The following is a 16,477-nucleotide window of genomic DNA, read 5'->3' on the forward strand; positions in this document are numbered from 1 at the left end:
TACTGCAATCTGAGGTGAAAGGCGGAGCCGCATGATCGCCGCCCGCCGCCTGATTGCGCAGCCCGGTAGCTTTGGCCAGTGCCAGGCAACGCGCGCCTACAGCTACTACAACGACACGCCGACCACGGACAAGCGCTGCCAGCTATCGGCACGCTTCGAACTGGCCGGCGCCCACTACTGCAGCAAGCACGCCGGCGTGGTCGCGCTGCGCGTGCTGCTGGGCGAAACAGAAAAGGACTCAAAGCAATGAGCAACGAAATCGACTTGAGCAACACCCTGCGCTACAAAATTCGCGTGACCACCACCAAGGACGTGATCGTCAATGTCCCGAAGGAACTGACAACGCCGGAAAGCATTGCCGATTGGTGTCGCGGCCTGTGGCATATCAATGGCGTAGACGACATTGCAGAGTTCGCGGCCAAAATGGCGGCGAACTATGGCAGCTCGCAACATGACGGCATTGGACGGATCGGCACTGATGTTGATGCCCGCTACGCACCCAATGACCGCAAGGTCGATCTGGTCTACGACATCCTGGATGAAGATGATGAAACCGAAATCATCGAGCGACCCGACTGACCGCAAACACTTTCACTTTTCACTAGGTTCGATAATCGTGCTCATCGTACCTAGCACCCAACAACCATCAGCAAAGAGGAATTGCCATGAACAAATGCGCGTTGTGCGGTGGCGATGACCACACATCAGACGAATGCACGAAGTTCGACGACAAGCGATACCGAGTGCACAAGATCAACCGACGGGCCGCCTACTGGGCGGCCTTTTCAATCCCAGCCGCCAACTAAATACACAGCCGCCAAAAATTCGAGAAAGAGCAGATCATGAAACTGATTGATATTAAAGAATTGCAGAGCAAGCTAGGCGTAAGTCACAACTGGATTTACACGCAGATCAAAAAAGGCGACTTCCCCGCCCCCAGGAAACTCGGTGCCAATATGTCACGCTGGGTGGAATCGGAAATTGATGAATGGATTACAAACCGCCCGGTGGCGAGTCATGCCGCTTAATATCAGCCCTACCCTTGGCAATTTGCGCGGACCACCATTCCAGCATCTCGCTACGCTGTGGCAAATACTCTGCCCGGTTATACGCCGCGCGTGTTTCGTTCTGATCGACGTGCGCCAACGCCATTTCAATCACGCGGGATTCAAATCCCGCTTCATGCAACGCAGTAGACGCCAACGCCCGCAAACCATGCGCTGTCGTCTGCACAGCACCCCGCTTGAGAGCCATATTGGCTGTCGAGGCATTACAGTGAACCTTCGGATTCGTTCGGGAGGGGAATATGTACTCTCGATGGCCGCTGATGTCTCGCATGGCAGCAAGCACTTCCAACGCCCCCGTGGACAGCGGCACAAGGTGATCCCTGCGCCGCTTCATCTTTTCGGCGGGTATCCGCCACACCCCGTCCTCGATCTCATCCCAACGTGCCGCAGCTGCCTCACCAGGTCGCACAAGCGTCAGCAGCTGCCACTTCAATAAATACCGCGTCACGATTGTGATGTCGGCCCCTTCTATCGCAGCAACCAACTCCGGCAATTGCTCCGGCTTCAATGCCCGAAAATTCCGCTTGGGTGCAGAGCGAAACGCCGCAGAAATCCCCACCGCCACATTGTTTTCCACCAAACCTTTAGCCAGCGCGTGCCCGCATACCATCGAAACAGCTGATTTTGCGCGCCGCAGGTAGACCAATGCGCCACGCGCCTCCATCGGCGCCAGTGCGTCAACCAGCATTCTGGAAGTGATGTCTTTCACAGGAAACGCCCCGAGATGGGGAAAGATGTTGGCATCCAGCATCCGCCAGACTTGCTCGGCATAGTCCTCTGTCACGGTATCGCGCCAACGCTCGAACCAGCTTTCTGCTGTTTCTTTAAAGGTAGGGTCGGTCGCATAGACCTGCCGGCGATACTCGGACAACTTGGGATTGTTGCCAGCGGCAAGGTCTGCCCTCACCGCCTCGCGACGCTCGCGGGCTTGCGCCAGAGACATCGTCGGGTAATCACCAATCTTCAAACCATCCGGCTTGCGGTCGCTTGGGCGCAGGTAACTCATGCGCCAAACGCGCGCACCAGTCGGGTAAATCCATAGCGCCAGACCGCCACCATCTGCCAACTTGATGAGCTTTTCACCAGGCTTGGTTTGATTGATCTTGGTGACTGTTAGAGGGGCAACGACACGAGACATAGCCTTACCACATAGACCGTTTTTCTTACCACTAAATTACCACAAAAAACGGATGATGCTAGGTGACAGGCTATTACAGGAAATGAATAACGCCGCCTTATCTGGCATGGGTTTCATGCCCACTTATTACCAGCCAAGACGGCGCATTATGAAGCACTGGCGGAAGCGGTGAGATTCGAACTCACGGAAGGCTCGCACCTTCGGCGGTTTTCAAGACCGCTGCCTTAAACCACTCGGCCACGCTTCCATTAAAACATGCGCAACCGATTAAACAGCACATGTTTATTAAACTGGTGCGAAAGGAGAGACTCGAACTCTCACGCCTTGCGGCGCTGGAACCTAAATCCAGTGCGTCTACCAATTCCGCCACTCTCGCAAACCAAGCATTGCTTGGCAGGGGTCGAATATTAGCCTGCAGTTTATAGATTGGCAAGCACTTGCAACAATCGGCAGCAGCATGGAAACTTGTGTAACCGTATGTAGTCATAACACGGCAAAATCATATTTTTACAGAGCGAGGGCCACGTCGCCATGCAACCGCAATTCCAGTCCGCATTCCAGACAACCACTTATTCGAGCAGCCGCCACAAGGTGTTGCGCAACACCTATGGCCTGCTTGGCCTTTCCATGGTCCCTACCGTTATTGGCGCCGCAGTTGGTACCAATATGAGCTTCGCCTTCCTGGCAGCCAGCCCGCTGATGGGCTCGCTGGCAATCATGGCGGTATTTTACGGCCTGGTATTTGCCATTCAGGCCAACCGCAACAGCGCGCTTGGCGTGCCACTGATGCTGGGCTTCACCTTCATGATGGGTTTGCTGCTTGGCCCCTTGCTGCAGTTTGCCCTGAAGTTCACCAATGGTGCCCAGCTGATCATGGTAGCCGGCGGTGCAACCGCAGCGGTTTTTGCCGTCATGGCCGGCATTGCCACCACCACCAAGCGCGACCTGTCCGGCATGGGCAAATTCCTGAGCGTGGGCGCCATCGTGCTGATGGTAGCGGTAGTGGCCAACCTGTTCCTGCAACTGCCAGCCATGCACCTGGCGATTGCGGCAGCATTTGCCTTGTTCAGCTCGCTGATGATCCTGTGGGAAGTAAAGAATGTCGTAGACGGCGGTGAAACTAGCTACATCTCGGCATCACTGGGTATCTACATCAGTATCTACAACCTGTTCACCAGCCTGCTGCAGTTGCTGCTGGCCTTTGCAGGCGATCGCGACTAAGCACCACCCGCAAATAAACCGGCCCGCCCGGCGCTGCACCAGGCAGCACCGGGCGGGCCGGTTCTTTTCAAGTCCACCATCGAGCGACAGTTAAGCTTTCTTGGCAGCCGCCAGCAGTTGATGATGCGCGGCCAATACCTTGTAGCACTCCTGTGCAACCGACTGCAGCGCCTCCGCCTGCGCGTGACCGGCAAACTGCAAATCCGCATCCAGCGCCCGTAATGCACGCCGCACACTGGTACATACCTCTACTGCAGCATTGAAATCCGCCGCACACAGCACCTTGCCATTCCGGATCCGGCGCGCATAAACCGCAGCCATTTGCGCATATTTATTCGCCAACTCGCAGCGCTGCCACGCCTCATCTTCCGCCAGAGCCGCAAACAGCTCCATTGCCTGTCGACAGGCCAGCTCTGCCTGAGCGAAGCGCAGTTGTTCCGTCTGCCTGTTACCGGCCGGCTTGCGAATCTTGTCATTCATCGGGGTTCTCCGGAATAAAAACACTGCGCACACACCGCGTGGTAGCGGCTTTCATCGCCTATTTCCACTTGCGGCCCGTGATGCAGGCGCTGGCCAGCGGCATCGGTACGGATATGCATGGTCGCCTTGCGGCCACAAGCGCAGATGGTCTTGATCTCTTCGATATCTTCCGCCAGCGCCAGCAGCCAGGCGGCGCCCGGAAAAGGCTCGCCGCGAAAGTCGCTACGCAGGCCAAAACAGATAACGGGGAGATTACGGGTGTGCGCCAGCCGGTGCAGCTGCCGCACTTGTTCAGGAGTAAGAAATTGCGCCTCATCCAGCAAGACGCAAGCCAGGTCCGGGTAATCCTGCGCCAGGAAATCGAATCCGGCATCGTATGTGAGCGCATCACGCTGGATACTCAAGCGCGAGGTAATTTTGCCGCTGCCGTAACGATCATCGATGGCAGCGGTATACAGACGCACCTGCTTGCCCATCGATTCATAGTTATGGGCGATCTGCAGCAGCATCGTGCTCTTGCCGCTGTTCATCGCGGCATAGCGGTAAAAAAGTTTGGCCATGGCGATAGTGCAACGAGTGGCGAAAAGCGCGCCATTGTACCCGCACGCGACTACCGGGTGAACCGTGGATGACTTACGTTTACGTCACTGCGCGAGTATGCTTGCTGCACCGCACACAACACGCCATCAAGAGCCGACATGGAAAAGAAACTACCGCTACTGGATATCATCACCATCAGCATGCGCTGGGGCGACATGGATGCCGTCGGACACCTGAACAATACCTATTACTTCCGCTACATGGAGCAAATCCGGGTGGAATGGCTGGACGCCGCCGGCTTCCCCATCGATCCCAGCGGCATTGGCCCGGTCCTCGGCGCCACCAGCTGCACCTACAAGCGCGAACTGACCTACCCCGCTACCGTGGCAATCACCATCGAAGTGGAAAAGGTTGGCCGCAGCAGCCTGAAGCTGCGCCACCACTTCTACAAACAGGGCGATCCGGACACCATCTACGCAGTTGGCGAGGCCACCCTGGTGTGGGTCGATTACCAGGCCGGAAAATCAGTTTCCATCCCGGAACCGCTGCGCGAGCGACTGCGCGCGGCCGGTGCCGAGGCCTGAGACACCAGCATGCAAAAAGCCGCTCACCCTCAGGGGAACGGCTTTTTGTCACTTCCATCGACGACAGGGAATTCGGGCACACCTCAGCCGGCATGCTGCCGGCGGCGTGATTTGCGCGGTTTTTCTGCCGGCAGGGCATCGCCCTCAAACTCGAACAACGAGGCGGTACGGCCGGTCTGCGATTGACAGGCAATCAGCATGGCGCGGTTGATCGCCTCTTTCTTGCTGACCCCCCACCACTCGATCATCTTGTCCAGTGCCTTTTGCGCATCGCGTGACAACTCTACCGTCACCGACAACTCCTGCAGCCGGTTGCGACGCAGCTCGCGGCTGCGACGCTTGCGCTCTGCCGGCGTCATGGCGCGCTCCCCCAGCGGCTTGCGACCCGGCTTGGCGCGAATGCCGCCAATCAGATCGATAGTAAAGTGGTCGCAAGGGTCTCGCATGGGTTGGGTGACGCGTCACACAGAAAAAAGGGGCGCAAGGATAGCACGAAGCCGCCGGATAACCCAGCACGCGCATGCCGGTTGCCGGCAAAAACCCGCCGGACATACCAGACCCGGCATCCGGCCAGCGCAATCAGCACCGGCAAGCAGCAGCAACCAGCAGACAAGTCAGCCAAGAGCGCCGCCACGCTCACCGGCGCCGCGCCCCGAATACCGCAGCAATTCTGCCGCCAGTTTGCCTACCGCAAGCAACAAGGTTGGCCGCAACTACCAGCGCTCGACCGGCACTGGTGGCAGACCATGACGACTGCGCGCCCGATTGCAGGCTTCCTCATAGATACCCACCGACGCCAGCTGGCCGAACTCGCGACACGGCGATGGCCGCACCGCATAGATGCTGCACGACACCTGCTTGCCCACCTCGCCTACCAGCGCCACACAGCGCGACACGCCGTCGTCGGTACCGCACATGCGCATGGTGTTCGCCACCTCATGCACCGCCATTGCCGGCGGCACGCCGGCAACCTCGCCGTGCGCCAGCTCGGACTTATGGAACGACACGCGAAACGCGGCACAGCAAGCGCCGCACTCGGTACAACTGACTCGTAGTGCTTGCATGGTGGGATTGGGCAGCAACCGGCCCGGCATGGTAAAACCGTGACTATACCCGTCACTTGCCGCCGTCACCATGCACACCCCCGACCAGCTTCCCGCCGCACTGACACCGCCCGATTACCAGCACAGCCTCGCCAACCTGGCGGCGCGACTACACGGCACGACGGGCAGCCCGGCGCTGCAGCACCCGCTGCTGGATGGACTGGAGCAGGCAGAGACCATAGTCTTGCTGCTGATCGACGGCATGGGCGAGGCACAGTTGGCCGCACTGGCACCGGATGGCTGGCTGGCGCGCCAGCCACGCGACACATTGCGCTCGGTATTCCCCAGCACCACCACCGCCGCCATTACCACTTTGCTGACCGGTGCCGCACCATCACAACACGGTTTGCTGTCGTGGCACATCTGGGCACCGGAGGCCGGCTGCATCGCCACCCCGCTGCCGCTGCGCGAGCACTGGCGGGGCAACGGCGAGGCACTGGCAGACGAGGCGCTGGCCGCGGCGCTGTATCGCCAGCCATCGGCGCTGATCGCCGGCGCGCGCAAGCCTTACGTGCTGCAACCTGCCTATATCGCCGACTCGCACTACAGCCGGCATCATGGCGGGGCGGCAGAAGCCCTGCCGTGGCATGGTTACGATGCGCTGTTCAGCCAGTTGGCCGCACTGGCGCAGCGTCCGGGCCGCAAATTTGTCTACGCCTACATCCCCGACCTCGACTCGCTGATGCATCACAAGGGCACCCGCCACGCCCGCGCCCAGCAGCTGCTGCAACGACTGGACAAGCACTGCGCGGCGCTGGCCGGCCAGCTACCCGCCAGCGCCCGCCTGCTGATTACCGCCGATCACGGCCAGCTGGACATTCCGCCGGAAAAGCTGCTGTTCATCAACGACTACCCGGAACTGGCCGCCATGCTGGCACGGCCACTCTCCGGCGAGCCGCGCGTGGCTTTCTGCCAGGTTCGCCCGGAATGCCATACGGCGTTTCCGGCCGCCGTTGCCGCGACGCTGGGGCATGCCCTGTGGATCTTGAAAGCGGAGGACGTTCTTGCTGCCGACTGGTTCGGCCCTGGCCCGTACCACCCGCAACTGGCGGCGCGGCTCGGTGATTTCGTGTTGCTGATGAAGGATGACTGGGGACTGCTGCAGATGGTGGACGACAAGGAACGGCCAAAGCTGATCGGCAACCATGGCGGCATGAGCGCCGCCGAGATGCTGGTGCCGCTGATCGTGTACACCGGCATGGCACCGGCGCCGTGACCGGCTACAGCACCGCGGGCGCTTCCTGTTGCGGCCAGCGTTGTTGCCACTCGCGCCAGGCCTCGCGACTGAGCGTCGCCGGAAACACCACCCGCTTGCGCTGCTGCAGGTAACCAAGCAGCACCTCGGCGTAATCCAGCTGCTGCCCGCCCTGATCGGGCGGCGTCAGCACCCCCATCCGGTTCACCCACACCGTATCCTGTTTGGCCTGGATATACTCCTCCGGCGTTTCCACGATCTGTTGCAGCAATTGCAGCTTGCCGGTCAGTGAGCCGAGCTTGCTGCCATCGACCAGTTCGCGCTGCACCTGCTCCAGCCGCTGCTCCGCCTGCTCGCGCGTCAGCACCCCGCTAAGGTTGAGCGCCTCGGCATTCAATACGCCGGAACCGGTTTTCAGCTGCAGCTGCAGCGCCTGCCGTTCGATTTCCAGCAATCGGCGGCGCGCTTCCAGCTGCTGCAAGCCCTGCCCCAGACTGGTACACCACACCGCATAGGCGTGCTCGCGCCCCTTGCGTATTGCCTCGTCTCGCGTGCTGCCGGCAGCCACAAAGCGGTGGCGGTCAAAGCTCAGCACGGTCTGCGGCACATCCTTGCGTACCGAGCCATCCGGCATCAGCACGCTGCCGAGACGGTGGGTTTCACTCGGCTCCATCGCCAGCATCAGCTGCACGGTATCGGCCGATGACGGGCGGGCAAAATAGTCGTGCAACGATTCGCTGCCGGCCAGGATGTCACTCAGCGACTGCGGCGAGGAAAACAGCAGGCCAACGCGCCGGTCCAGGCTGTAACCGGGCAGGCTCAGGTCCAGCGACTCCGGCAGCGTATCGCACAGCTCGTGCATATACTGCAGTGTGCGCCTCACCCCGCGTCGCAACTTGCGGCGACCGTCCGGCAGCAGTTGCAGGCGTGGCTCAACCTGTTCCACCAGCAACTGCACCGCAGCCTCGACATCCTGTCTGGATACCGGATGTCCGCTGCCCAACAGCCATTCCCACATGATTTACGCCTTTTGTCCGACCGAGAGGTATTCCAATATATTAAACTACGCCGGCTTTTAGCCGCACGCCCCGCCGCAAACACCTACAAAACAAAACCACGGCACTGCCGTTACAAGAAAGATTGTCATGAGCCCCGTTTTGTTCCGCTTCCTTGCCCCCGCCCTGCCCGTGCTATGCCTACCGCTTGCCGGCAGCCTGTTGCTGGACAGCCAGGGAGCGCAACTCACGCTGGACCTGTGCAGCATCGCGGTGATCTTGCTGATCGTTGCCTGGCGTGCGCACAGCCTCTTCATCCGCCCCCTGCAGCATATCGATAGCCACCTGGAAAAGCTGGCGACAGAACCGCTAAACCTGGCCCAGCCGCTGCCGGAACAGAATTACGGCCACTGGGACGGCAGTACCAACCATATCAACAGTGTCTTCCAGCGCATCGACAACAGTTTCGGCGTCGTACTGGCATCGGCAGCTCGCCTGATGCCCATGGCGCAGGAGCTGACTGACACCTACAGTGCCATCCTGCAGAAAAACATGCTGCAGGCATCCCATGGCGAAGTGCTGGTACAGGGCATTGCCAGCATGATTGTCCAGACCGAGCAACTGCGCGGCCAGCTGCAGGCCATTACCGCGGCAGCCGCCAATGCCGGGCAGGATATGGCTACCAGCAGGGAGGCAACGCTGATCGTTATCGATGGCGTAACCGAAGTTGCGCACCTGCTGGAACAGTCCGGGCATGATGTACGGACGCTGTCGGAAGCCTCCGCGCGAATCGGCAGCATTCTGGATGTCATCCGTGACATTGCCGACCAGACCAATCTGCTGGCCCTTAACGCCGCTATCGAGGCGGCGCGTGCCGGCGAAATGGGCCGCGGCTTTGCGGTGGTGGCGGATGAGGTGCGCAAACTGGCACACCGCACTCAGGAAGCCACCACCCAGGTGCGGGAGATCATGGGAGAAGTGCAGCTCGGCACCAATAATGTGGTCAAAGTCATGGCGTCTTCCCAGCAACGCGCAACCGATACCGCCGCACATGCCGACAGCTCGCGAGCAAAGCTGGACCGGATTACCGCCTCCATCTCCGACATCAGCACCGCGGCGGCCGGCATCGGCGAAGCCGTCGCCATCCAGAACGAGGCCATGAACACCTCGAAAAGCTCGTGCGATATCCTGGTACAACTGAACCAGGATGCCCTGAGCACCAGCCGCATCCATTCGGTGTCGCCAGAAGACCTGCGCAAACTCGGCGACCGCCTGAAGAGCGCCCTCACCCACTTTGAATTGAGCCACTTCCAGTGGAATGACCAGCGCCGCAATCTTGCCCGCACCAGCGAACTGGCTCTGTCCGGCGCAGACGCCGCGACAAGCGGCGACATCGAGCTGTTCTGAGTTAGCAATAAACATGCGGCCAACCTTTGCAAGGTTGGCCGCATTGTTTTTGGCAGCAACAGGCTCAGGCCATACGCTGGCGAAGCGCCTCCGCCTGCCGCAACGCAAAGCCATACACCGACAGCTGCGGATTGGCGCCGATACTGGTCGGGAACAGCGAACCATCGATCACGGTGAGATTGCGCAGCTGCCAGTGCCGGCCATCACCATCCACCACACCGCGGCGTTCGTCCGCCGCCATCGCCGCCCCGCCCATCACATGCGCGCTCACCACCCGGGTACGCATGATCTGCATCGGCAGCGCGGCAATCATCTGCCGCGCCTCGCGCCAGCTGCGAGCCAGGCCGGCGTCCTCGTGCACCGGCAGCACCGCCCGCGCACCGGCAGCAAACTGCAGCTCGGCCATGCTTAACAACGCCCGCCGCGCGGCCTCCCACTCCACCGCGCCCAGCGGGTAATCCAGCAGCGGCGAACCATCGTCGCGCAACCGCACCTGCCCGCCGACACTCTCCGGATGAAAACCATCGCGCAGCAGCGCCAGAGTGACATTCAGATGCGGCATCTGCCGCATCAGCCGCTGGTGCACCGCGCCGTTGCCGGGCAAGGTGGCGGCCATGATCAGCGGATGGATGGGTGGCACTTCCAGCTTGTAGCCCAGCGGACCATCGATGGCGCCGACGTGCATGAAATGGTCGCTATACACCGACTGCGGCGCACCGTAATAGCCTTCGATCCGCTGCGGGAACAGCGCCCCCGACAGCACCACCGGATGCAGGAAGGTGCGTTTGCCCAGCTGGCGATACGGGTCGGGCGCGCGGCTGCGCAGCAGGATCGCCGGCGTACCGATGGCACCGGCAGACAGCACCACTTGCCGCGCCTTCACCGTGACCCGCCTGCCGCTGGCACGCACACCATCGGCCTGCAACGCTTCCGCCAGCACCCCCTTGACACGATCACCGGCGAGCAGCAGCCGCTGCACCCGCACCCGCGTCAGCAACCGTGCGCCGGCCTGCAGCGCCGCCGGAATAGTCGTCACCAGCATCGACTGTTTGGCATTGGTGGCACAGCCGGTGCCGCAATAACCCAGATTCCAGCAGCCGCGCACATTGCGCCGCATGCGGCCATGGCTCAGCCCCAGCGCCTCGCAACCACGGGCCAGCACCGCGTTATTGGCATTCGGATCGGTTTCCCACGGCGCGATGCCCAGCCGCGCCTCGGCGCGCTCGAACCACGGCTGCATCGACTCCTCGCTCATGTTCTGCAAGCCATGCGCCCGCCGCCACCACCCCAGCGTCCCCGCCGGGGTGCGGAAGCTGCTGGTCCAGTTCACCGTGGTGCTGCCACCGACCGTGCGCCCCTGCAGGATGGTGATGCCCTTGTCGGCGGTTTGCCGGTTGGCCGACTCCTGATACAGCTGCGGATAGGCCTCGGCCTCGTTGAGCCGGAAGCTGCCGGAGCTATGCAGCGCGCCCTCTTCCAGCATCACCACCCGCAAGCCGGCCTGCGCCAGCAACTCGGCCGCCATGCCGCCGCCGGCGCCGGTGCCGACAATCGCCACATCACACTCCAGCTGTAAATCCTGCGCCAGCCGGCTGGCGTCGGTTACTTGCCAGCCGGCGGCCAACCCTGCTTGCCAGGGGTCAGGCAACTTGCTCATAGCAAACCTTTCATCATCGCGGGCAAGCGGTAATCGATGGCCGGCCAGCTGGCGGCAGCGCCATACCAGCCGGCACCCAGCAGGCAATGCAGCGCCTGGTAAGCACTGCGCAACAGACTGAAGCGGCTGTAGCGCCAGCGCTGCAGGAAGGCGTTGATTGCTTGCTCGCCGGCTTCCGGCCACGGCGCGGCCACGCCGGCCAGCAGACGGCGCGCCAGCGGGTTATGCAGCAGGTCGAACAACTGGCGCAGCTCGGCCTGTACCGCCAGCGGCAGGCCATCGATCGCCTTGAGCACATTGCCGGCCACCTGCGCGGCGCCACCTGCCGGCAGCGGCCCCAGCATGCCGGGCGCCAGTGCCATGATCAGTTGCCGGTCGGCCACGTTGGCCGCAAAGCCTGGCGCAGCCGGCACTTCGGCCAGACGGCCGGCCAACGCCAAGGTCAGCCCGCCCAGCAAGCCGGTTTGCAATAGTTGTCGTCGCGATAGCGTCATTTCACTTTCCCCAGCATCAGCCGCAACAGGGTTTGCATTACCTTGCCGTAGGGCGGGCGGATCAACGCGGTACCCGCCAGCCGCGACTGGGTGAACACCGGCAGCATCTTGCTGAACGTTACAAAGCCTTCGTAACCGTGGTAGTGCCCCATGCCGGAGCTGCCGACACCACCAAACGGCAACTGATCCTGCGCCACATGCAGCAGGGTTTCGTTGAGGCAGACCCCGCCCGCCAGCACGCTGTCCAGCACCCGGGTGGCACGGGCACGGTTATCGTCAAACAGGTACAGTGCCAGCGGCTTGGGGTGCAGCCGGATCTGCGCCAGGGCCTCGCCCAGCTGGCGATAGGTAATGATCGGCAGCAAGGGGCCGAAGATTTCCTCGCGCATCACCGCGCACTCGGCCGGCGCCTGCTCGATCAGGGTCAGCGGGAATTTGCGCTCGGCGGCCAACAAGTCGGCATCCTCTTCGCCCAGCGCTTCCACGCGCGCGCCATGTCCGGCCGCCTCGTCGCGCCAGGCCAGCAGCCGCTGGTAGTGCGCCTGATTGATGATGGCGGTGTAGTCCGGATTGCCGGCCAGCCGCGGATAGGCGCGGCGTGCGGCAGCCCGCAGCGCCGCGACAAAGGCATCACGATCATCGGCATGCACCAGCACGTAATCCGGCGCCACGCAGGTTTGGCCGGCATTAAGCAGCTTGCCGGCTACCACGCTGGCCGCGGCCCGCGCCATGTCAAAACCCGGCGTCACCAGCAACGGCGACTTGCCGCCCAGCTCCAGCGTTACCGGTGTCAGGTTGGCCGCAGCGGCCTGCATCACCATGCGGCCAACCCGGGTGGAGCCGGTAAACAGCAGGTGGTCGAACGGCAGATTGCCAAATGCGGCAGCCACATCCAACCCGCCATTGATCACCCGCACCACATCACGCCCGAGGTAGCGCTCACACAGCCGCGCCATCAGTTCGCCACTATGCGGCGATAGTTCGGACATTTTCACCATGGCGCGATTGCCGGCCGCCAGCGCGCTGGTCAGCGGGCCGATCGCCAGAAACAGCGGGTAATTCCACGGCACGATGATGCCGGCCACGCCCAGCGGCTGCGGCCGTACCGCGGCACGCGCCGGCCAGAACCACAGCGACACACCACGGCGTTGCGGCCGCATCCAGCGCCCGAGCCGGCGACGCGCCAACCGGATACCTTCCAGCGCCGGAAACAGCTCGGCCAGCCGTGTCTCCACCGCGCTACGGCAGCCGAAATCGGCATTCAGTGCCGCAATCCACTCTGCCTGATGATCGGTAACCATGCGCTGCAGCCCCTCCAGCCAGCGCTGACGGGTGGCATAATCCGCCCTCCCGCTGGCAGCGTGCTGTTGCAGCTCGGCAAGGCTTGCGTGCAGACTGTCGGCAATGGGGCTGCCTGCTTTCATGTGCTATGCTCCGAAGCTATCAAACACTTGTTTAGAGCCATGACTCTAGACTGCTTTTCCGCATTTGTCACCGGTTTTCATCATGCTGCTCGACTTCTTTCTCGCCTTGCGCCAGGCCGGCCTGCCGGTATCGCTCAAGGAACACCTCACCCTGCTGCAGGCACTGCAACAGCAACTGGCTTTTGGCAGCGTCGAACAGTTCTACCAGCTGTCCCGCTGCGTGCTGATCAAGGACGAGAAATACTTCGACCGCTTCGACCGTGTATTCGCTCACTACGCCCATGGCATTGAAAGCGCACTCGACGAGCTGCAGACCGCGCTACCGGAAGAATGGCTGCGCAAGCAGGTAGAGAAACTCCTGAGCGAGGAAGAAAAGCAGCAGATCGCTGCGCTGGGCTGGGACAAGCTGATGGAAACCCTGCGCCAGCGACTGGAAGAACAGAAGGAACGCCACCAGGGCGGCAACAAGTGGATAGGCACCGGCGGCACCAGTCCGTTTGGCGCCTATGGCTATAACCCGGAGGGCGTGCGTATCGGACAACAGGAATCACGCCACCGCCGCGCGGTAAAGGTATGGGATCAGCGCGAATTCCGTAATTTTGACGACTCGGTAGAACTGGGCACCCGCAACATCAAGGTGGCGTTACGCCGCCTGCGCGAATTTGCCCGCGCCGGTGCCACAGAAACGCTGGACCTGCCGGCAACCATTGCCGCCACGGCAAAGAATGGCGGCCTGCTGGACGTACAGGTGGCGCCGGAGCTGCACAACACGGTGAAAGTGCTGGTACTGTTCGATGTCGGCGGCTCGATGGACGACCATATCCGCGTGTGCGAGGAGCTGTTCTCGGCCGCAAAAACCGAGTTCAAGCATCTGGAGTATTACTACTTTCACAACTGCGTGTACGAGGCGCTGTGGCAGGACAATGCGCGGCGCTTCAGCCAGAAAACCGCCACCCTGGACGTGATCCATACTTTCGGCCAGGACTACAAGCTAATCTTTGTCGGCGACGCCAGCATGGGTCCGTACGAAATCGTGCTCAGGGGCGGCAGCGTGGAACACATGAACGACGAAGCGGGCGAAGTCTGGCTGCGCCGCCTGCTGGCGCAATTCCGCCATGCGGTGTGGCTCAACCCGCTGCCGGAACAGTCCTGGCAGTACACGCAATCGGTACAGATGGTGCGTGAGCTGATGGACGGGCGCATGTTCCCGCTGACAGTAGAGGGACTGAGCGCGGCAATGAAGGCACTGAAACGCGGCAGTGCCTGAGCACTACACCGCCGGCCCAGCCTTCTCGATGCGCCGCGCAAACACTTTCATCTCCTTGGCGGCCTGGATATCCCCCTTGCTCTCGGCAATGGCAATGCCCTCACGATAGGCCGCCAAGGCGGCGTCCGCCTCACCGGCATTCAGCAATGACTTGCCCAGCAGCTTCCACGCTGCGGAAAAATCATGCTGCCGCTCCACCGCCTGACGCGCAAAGCGGGCGGCCTGTGGCCAGTCCTGCTGATGCGCATATTCATTGGCAATACCGAACCGCAACATGGCCCCGTCGCGCGGACCATCCAGCAACTTCAACAGACTGTCCAGCATGCTCATTTTGCTTCTCCGCATATCATCGAGCAGGCAGCTTGCACCCCTCGGCACAAGGCTGGCAACCCTGCAGCCAACATGGTGGTTGGCCGCAGACAATAAAAAACCCCGCCGTGGCGGGGTTCTTCTGCTGAGTAGCGCTTACTCGGCGCGCGGTGCGCGACGCTCGCCACCGTGACCACCCTGACGCGGGCCGCTGCTGCCACGGCGATCGCCGTAGCCGCCGCTCTTGCCGGCGTAACCACCGCCCGGCTTGCGATCACCGTAGCCACCGCGACGCTGGCCATCACGGGCGCCAGCACCTTGCGGGCGACGACCTTTCGGCGGACGACGGGTCGGCTCCATGCCCTGGATCACAGCTTCGGCCAGTTGGCGCTTCAGGTATTGCTCAATACGACGCACGCGGTGGAATTCGCGCGATTCGGCGATGGTGATTGCCACGCCGCTACGACCGGCACGACCGGTACGGCCGATACGGTGCACGTAGTCTTCCGCCTGCTTCGGCAGGTCGTAATTCACCACCAGACCGATAGCCGGTACGTCGATACCGCGGGCAGCCACGTCGGTTGCCACCAGAATCTTGATACGGCCGCGACGCAGGTCGTTCAGCGTACGGTTACGCCAGCTTTGCGGCATGTCGCCATGCAGGCAGGCAGCGGAGTAACCCATGTCCGACAGCTTGTCGGCGATTTCTTCGGAACCCAGCTTGGTGGCGGTAAACACCACAGCCTGTTCGAAATCGGACTCTTTCAGGATCGCGTCCAGCAGACGGTTCTTGTGATTGTTGTCATCGGCGTACAGCAGATGCTCTTCGATGTTGCCGCTTTCTTCCTTGCGCTCGATTTCGATACGCTGCGGATTGCGGGTCATGCGCTCGGCCATCTTGCCGACGATGCCGTCCAGCGTCGCGGAGAACAGCAGGGTCTGACGCTCGGCCGGAGTAGCCGCAACGATGGTCTCGATGTCTTCAATGAAGCCCATGTCCAGCATGCGGTCGGCTTCGTCAAGAATCAGCATTTCCAGACGGGAGAAATCGATGCGACCGGAGCGCATGTGGTCCATCAGACGGCCCGGGGTAGCCACAATGATGTCTACCGGACGCGACAGGGCGCGGGTCTGGAAGCCGAAGGAAGCGCCACCCACCAGGGTAACGGTGCGCAGGAAGCGCATGCCTTCGCCGTAAACCAGCGCGTTCTTTTCAACCTGCTGCGCCAGTTCGCGGGTCGGGGTCAGCACCAGTACGCGCGGGCCGTTGCCCGAGCCTTTGGAGCGCTCGCTGACGCGGGTCAGTGCCGGCAGCAGGAATGCAGCGGTCTTGCCGCTACCGGTTTGCGCGGAAACCAGCAGGTCGTGACCGGCGATGGCAGCCGGCACAGCTTCGGCTTGTACCGGAGTCGGGGTATCGTAACCGGCTTGTTCCAGGGCTTTGGCAACAACAACAGGGAGTCCGAGATCGGAGAAATGCATGTGAATCCTTTCAGTCCGGCTGGATAAGCCGGGTGTAAGCCCGCTTGAAGGGGTAACAGGTCATCGAACCAACCTGACAAGCGGCAAACAGCGGTCCTGAAAAGAGGACATGGC

19 protein-coding genes and 2 tRNA genes are annotated in these 16,477 nt (G+C 61.8%); 8 read left to right on the forward strand and 13 right to left on the reverse strand.

The window, feature by feature from the left end; translation table 11 throughout:
• Positions 1–31: 31 nt before the first annotated feature.
• The 3 genes from HU218_RS06915 to HU218_RS06925 all read left to right on the forward strand — a co-directional run bounded on the left by HU218_RS06915 (position 32) and on the right by HU218_RS06925 (position 1,028).
• Positions 32–250, forward strand: a complete 219-nt coding sequence (locus HU218_RS06915; protein ID WP_174874211.1) for a hypothetical protein — start codon at positions 32–34, stop codon at positions 248–250.
• The gene (locus tag HU218_RS06920; RefSeq protein ID WP_174874212.1) at positions 247–579 is read left to right on the forward strand and encodes a hypothetical protein; all 333 of its coding nucleotides are present in this window, start codon (positions 247–249) and stop codon (positions 577–579) included. Before HU218_RS06915 ends, HU218_RS06920 begins: the two co-directional genes overlap by 4 nt.
• Positions 580–842: 263 nt before the next feature.
• The gene (locus tag HU218_RS06925) at positions 843–1,028 is read left to right on the forward strand and encodes a helix-turn-helix transcriptional regulator (RefSeq protein WP_174874213.1); all 186 of its coding nucleotides are present in this window, start codon (positions 843–845) and stop codon (positions 1,026–1,028) included.
• Here the strand turns inward: HU218_RS06925 and HU218_RS06930 are convergent.
• The 3 genes from HU218_RS06930 to HU218_RS06940 all read right to left on the reverse strand — a co-directional run bounded on the left by HU218_RS06930 (position 994) and on the right by HU218_RS06940 (position 2,581).
• A complete protein-coding gene (locus HU218_RS06930; RefSeq protein WP_174874214.1) occupies positions 994–2,205 on the reverse strand; it encodes a tyrosine-type recombinase/integrase in 1,212 nt (403 codons plus the stop codon). The two genes, HU218_RS06925 and HU218_RS06930, sit on opposite strands and share 35 nt — an antisense overlap.
• A 157-nt stretch (positions 2,206–2,362) precedes the next feature.
• Positions 2,363–2,452, reverse strand: a tRNA-Ser gene (locus HU218_RS06935).
• Between the two features lie 44 nt (positions 2,453–2,496).
• Positions 2,497–2,581 (reverse strand) — tRNA-Leu (locus HU218_RS06940).
• A gap of 155 nt (positions 2,582–2,736) precedes the next feature.
• Between HU218_RS06940 and HU218_RS06945 the strand changes: the two genes are divergently transcribed.
• Positions 2,737–3,426, forward strand: coding sequence for a Bax inhibitor-1 family protein (locus HU218_RS06945; RefSeq protein WP_174874215.1), 690 nt, complete (start codon positions 2,737–2,739; stop codon positions 3,424–3,426).
• Positions 3,427–3,516: 90 nt separating this feature from the next.
• Here the strand turns inward: HU218_RS06945 and HU218_RS06950 are convergent, their stop codons facing one another.
• Both HU218_RS06950 and HU218_RS06955 read right to left on the reverse strand, forming a co-directional pair.
• Positions 3,517–3,819: a hypothetical protein gene (locus HU218_RS06950; protein ID WP_217450745.1), complete on the reverse strand. Its 303-nt coding sequence runs from the start codon at positions 3,817–3,819 to the stop codon at positions 3,517–3,519.
• Between the two features lie 83 nt (positions 3,820–3,902).
• Entirely contained in the window at positions 3,903–4,466 is a 564-nt protein-coding gene (locus HU218_RS06955) for a thymidine kinase (protein WP_174874216.1), read from the reverse strand.
• A 138-nt stretch (positions 4,467–4,604) separates the two neighbouring features.
• Between HU218_RS06955 and HU218_RS06960 the strand changes: the two genes are divergently transcribed.
• A complete protein-coding gene (locus HU218_RS06960; RefSeq protein ID WP_174874217.1) occupies positions 4,605–5,030 on the forward strand; it encodes an acyl-CoA thioesterase in 426 nt (141 codons plus the stop codon).
• 83 nt (positions 5,031–5,113) lie between these two features.
• Here HU218_RS06960 and HU218_RS06965 read toward each other — a convergent pair whose 3' ends face one another.
• Positions 5,114–5,476 (reverse strand): hypothetical protein, encoded by a 363-nt coding sequence (locus tag HU218_RS06965; RefSeq protein ID WP_174874218.1) that lies wholly within the window; start codon positions 5,474–5,476, stop codon positions 5,114–5,116.
• A gap of 267 nt (positions 5,477–5,743) precedes the next feature.
• Entirely contained in the window at positions 5,744–6,094 is a 351-nt protein-coding gene (locus HU218_RS06970; RefSeq protein WP_174874219.1) for a YkgJ family cysteine cluster protein, read from the reverse strand.
• 70 nt (positions 6,095–6,164) lie between these two features.
• Between HU218_RS06970 and HU218_RS06975 the strand changes: the two genes are divergently transcribed.
• Positions 6,165–7,349 (forward strand): alkaline phosphatase family protein, encoded by a 1,185-nt coding sequence (locus HU218_RS06975; protein ID WP_174874220.1) that lies wholly within the window; start codon positions 6,165–6,167, stop codon positions 7,347–7,349.
• Between the two features lie 4 nt (positions 7,350–7,353).
• Here the strand turns inward: HU218_RS06975 and HU218_RS06980 are convergent, their stop codons facing one another.
• Positions 7,354–8,346 (reverse strand): hypothetical protein, encoded by a 993-nt coding sequence (locus tag HU218_RS06980; RefSeq protein WP_174874221.1) that lies wholly within the window; start codon positions 8,344–8,346, stop codon positions 7,354–7,356.
• 127 nt (positions 8,347–8,473) lie between these two features.
• Between HU218_RS06980 and HU218_RS16760 the strand changes: the two genes are divergently transcribed.
• Positions 8,474–9,730, forward strand: a complete 1,257-nt coding sequence (locus tag HU218_RS16760) for a methyl-accepting chemotaxis protein (protein WP_217450746.1) — start codon at positions 8,474–8,476, stop codon at positions 9,728–9,730.
• Between the two features lie 64 nt (positions 9,731–9,794).
• On the opposite strand, the gene HU218_RS06990 is transcribed toward HU218_RS16760, so the two are convergent.
• From HU218_RS06990 to HU218_RS07000, 3 genes are read right to left on the reverse strand one after another with little or no spacing between them, the layout of a single operon-like run.
• Positions 9,795–11,387 (reverse strand): GMC family oxidoreductase, encoded by a 1,593-nt coding sequence (locus HU218_RS06990; RefSeq protein ID WP_174874222.1) that lies wholly within the window; start codon positions 11,385–11,387, stop codon positions 9,795–9,797.
• Entirely contained in the window at positions 11,384–11,881 is a 498-nt protein-coding gene (locus HU218_RS06995; protein WP_174874223.1) for a hypothetical protein, read from the reverse strand. Before HU218_RS06995 ends, HU218_RS06990 begins: the two co-directional genes overlap by 4 nt.
• On the reverse strand, positions 11,878–13,305 hold the full coding sequence (locus tag HU218_RS07000; RefSeq protein ID WP_174874224.1) for a coniferyl aldehyde dehydrogenase: 1,428 nt from the start codon (positions 13,303–13,305) through the stop codon (positions 11,878–11,880). The genes HU218_RS06995 and HU218_RS07000 overlap by 4 nt, the downstream gene beginning before the upstream one ends.
• Before the next feature lie 82 nt (positions 13,306–13,387).
• On the opposite strand from HU218_RS07000, the gene HU218_RS07005 reads away from it, so the two are divergent.
• Positions 13,388–14,572 carry a vWA domain-containing protein gene (locus HU218_RS07005; RefSeq protein WP_174874225.1) on the forward strand — a complete coding sequence of 395 codons (1,185 nt, stop codon included), beginning with the start codon at positions 13,388–13,390 and terminating at the stop codon, positions 14,570–14,572.
• 3 nt (positions 14,573–14,575) lie between these two features.
• Here HU218_RS07005 and HU218_RS07010 read toward each other — a convergent pair whose 3' ends face one another.
• The gene (locus HU218_RS07010; protein WP_174874226.1) at positions 14,576–14,902 is read right to left on the reverse strand and encodes a hypothetical protein; all 327 of its coding nucleotides are present in this window, start codon (positions 14,900–14,902) and stop codon (positions 14,576–14,578) included.
• Positions 14,903–15,037: 135 nt separating this feature from the next.
• Positions 15,038–16,363: a DEAD/DEAH box helicase gene (locus HU218_RS07015; protein ID WP_174874227.1), complete on the reverse strand. Its 1,326-nt coding sequence runs from the start codon at positions 16,361–16,363 to the stop codon at positions 15,038–15,040.
• Between the last annotated feature and the right edge of the window lie 114 nt (positions 16,364–16,477).

The sequence above is a fragment of the Vogesella oryzae genome (genome assembly GCF_902829295.1).
Classification (GTDB): Bacteria; Pseudomonadota; Gammaproteobacteria; order Burkholderiales; family Chromobacteriaceae; genus Vogesella; species Vogesella oryzae.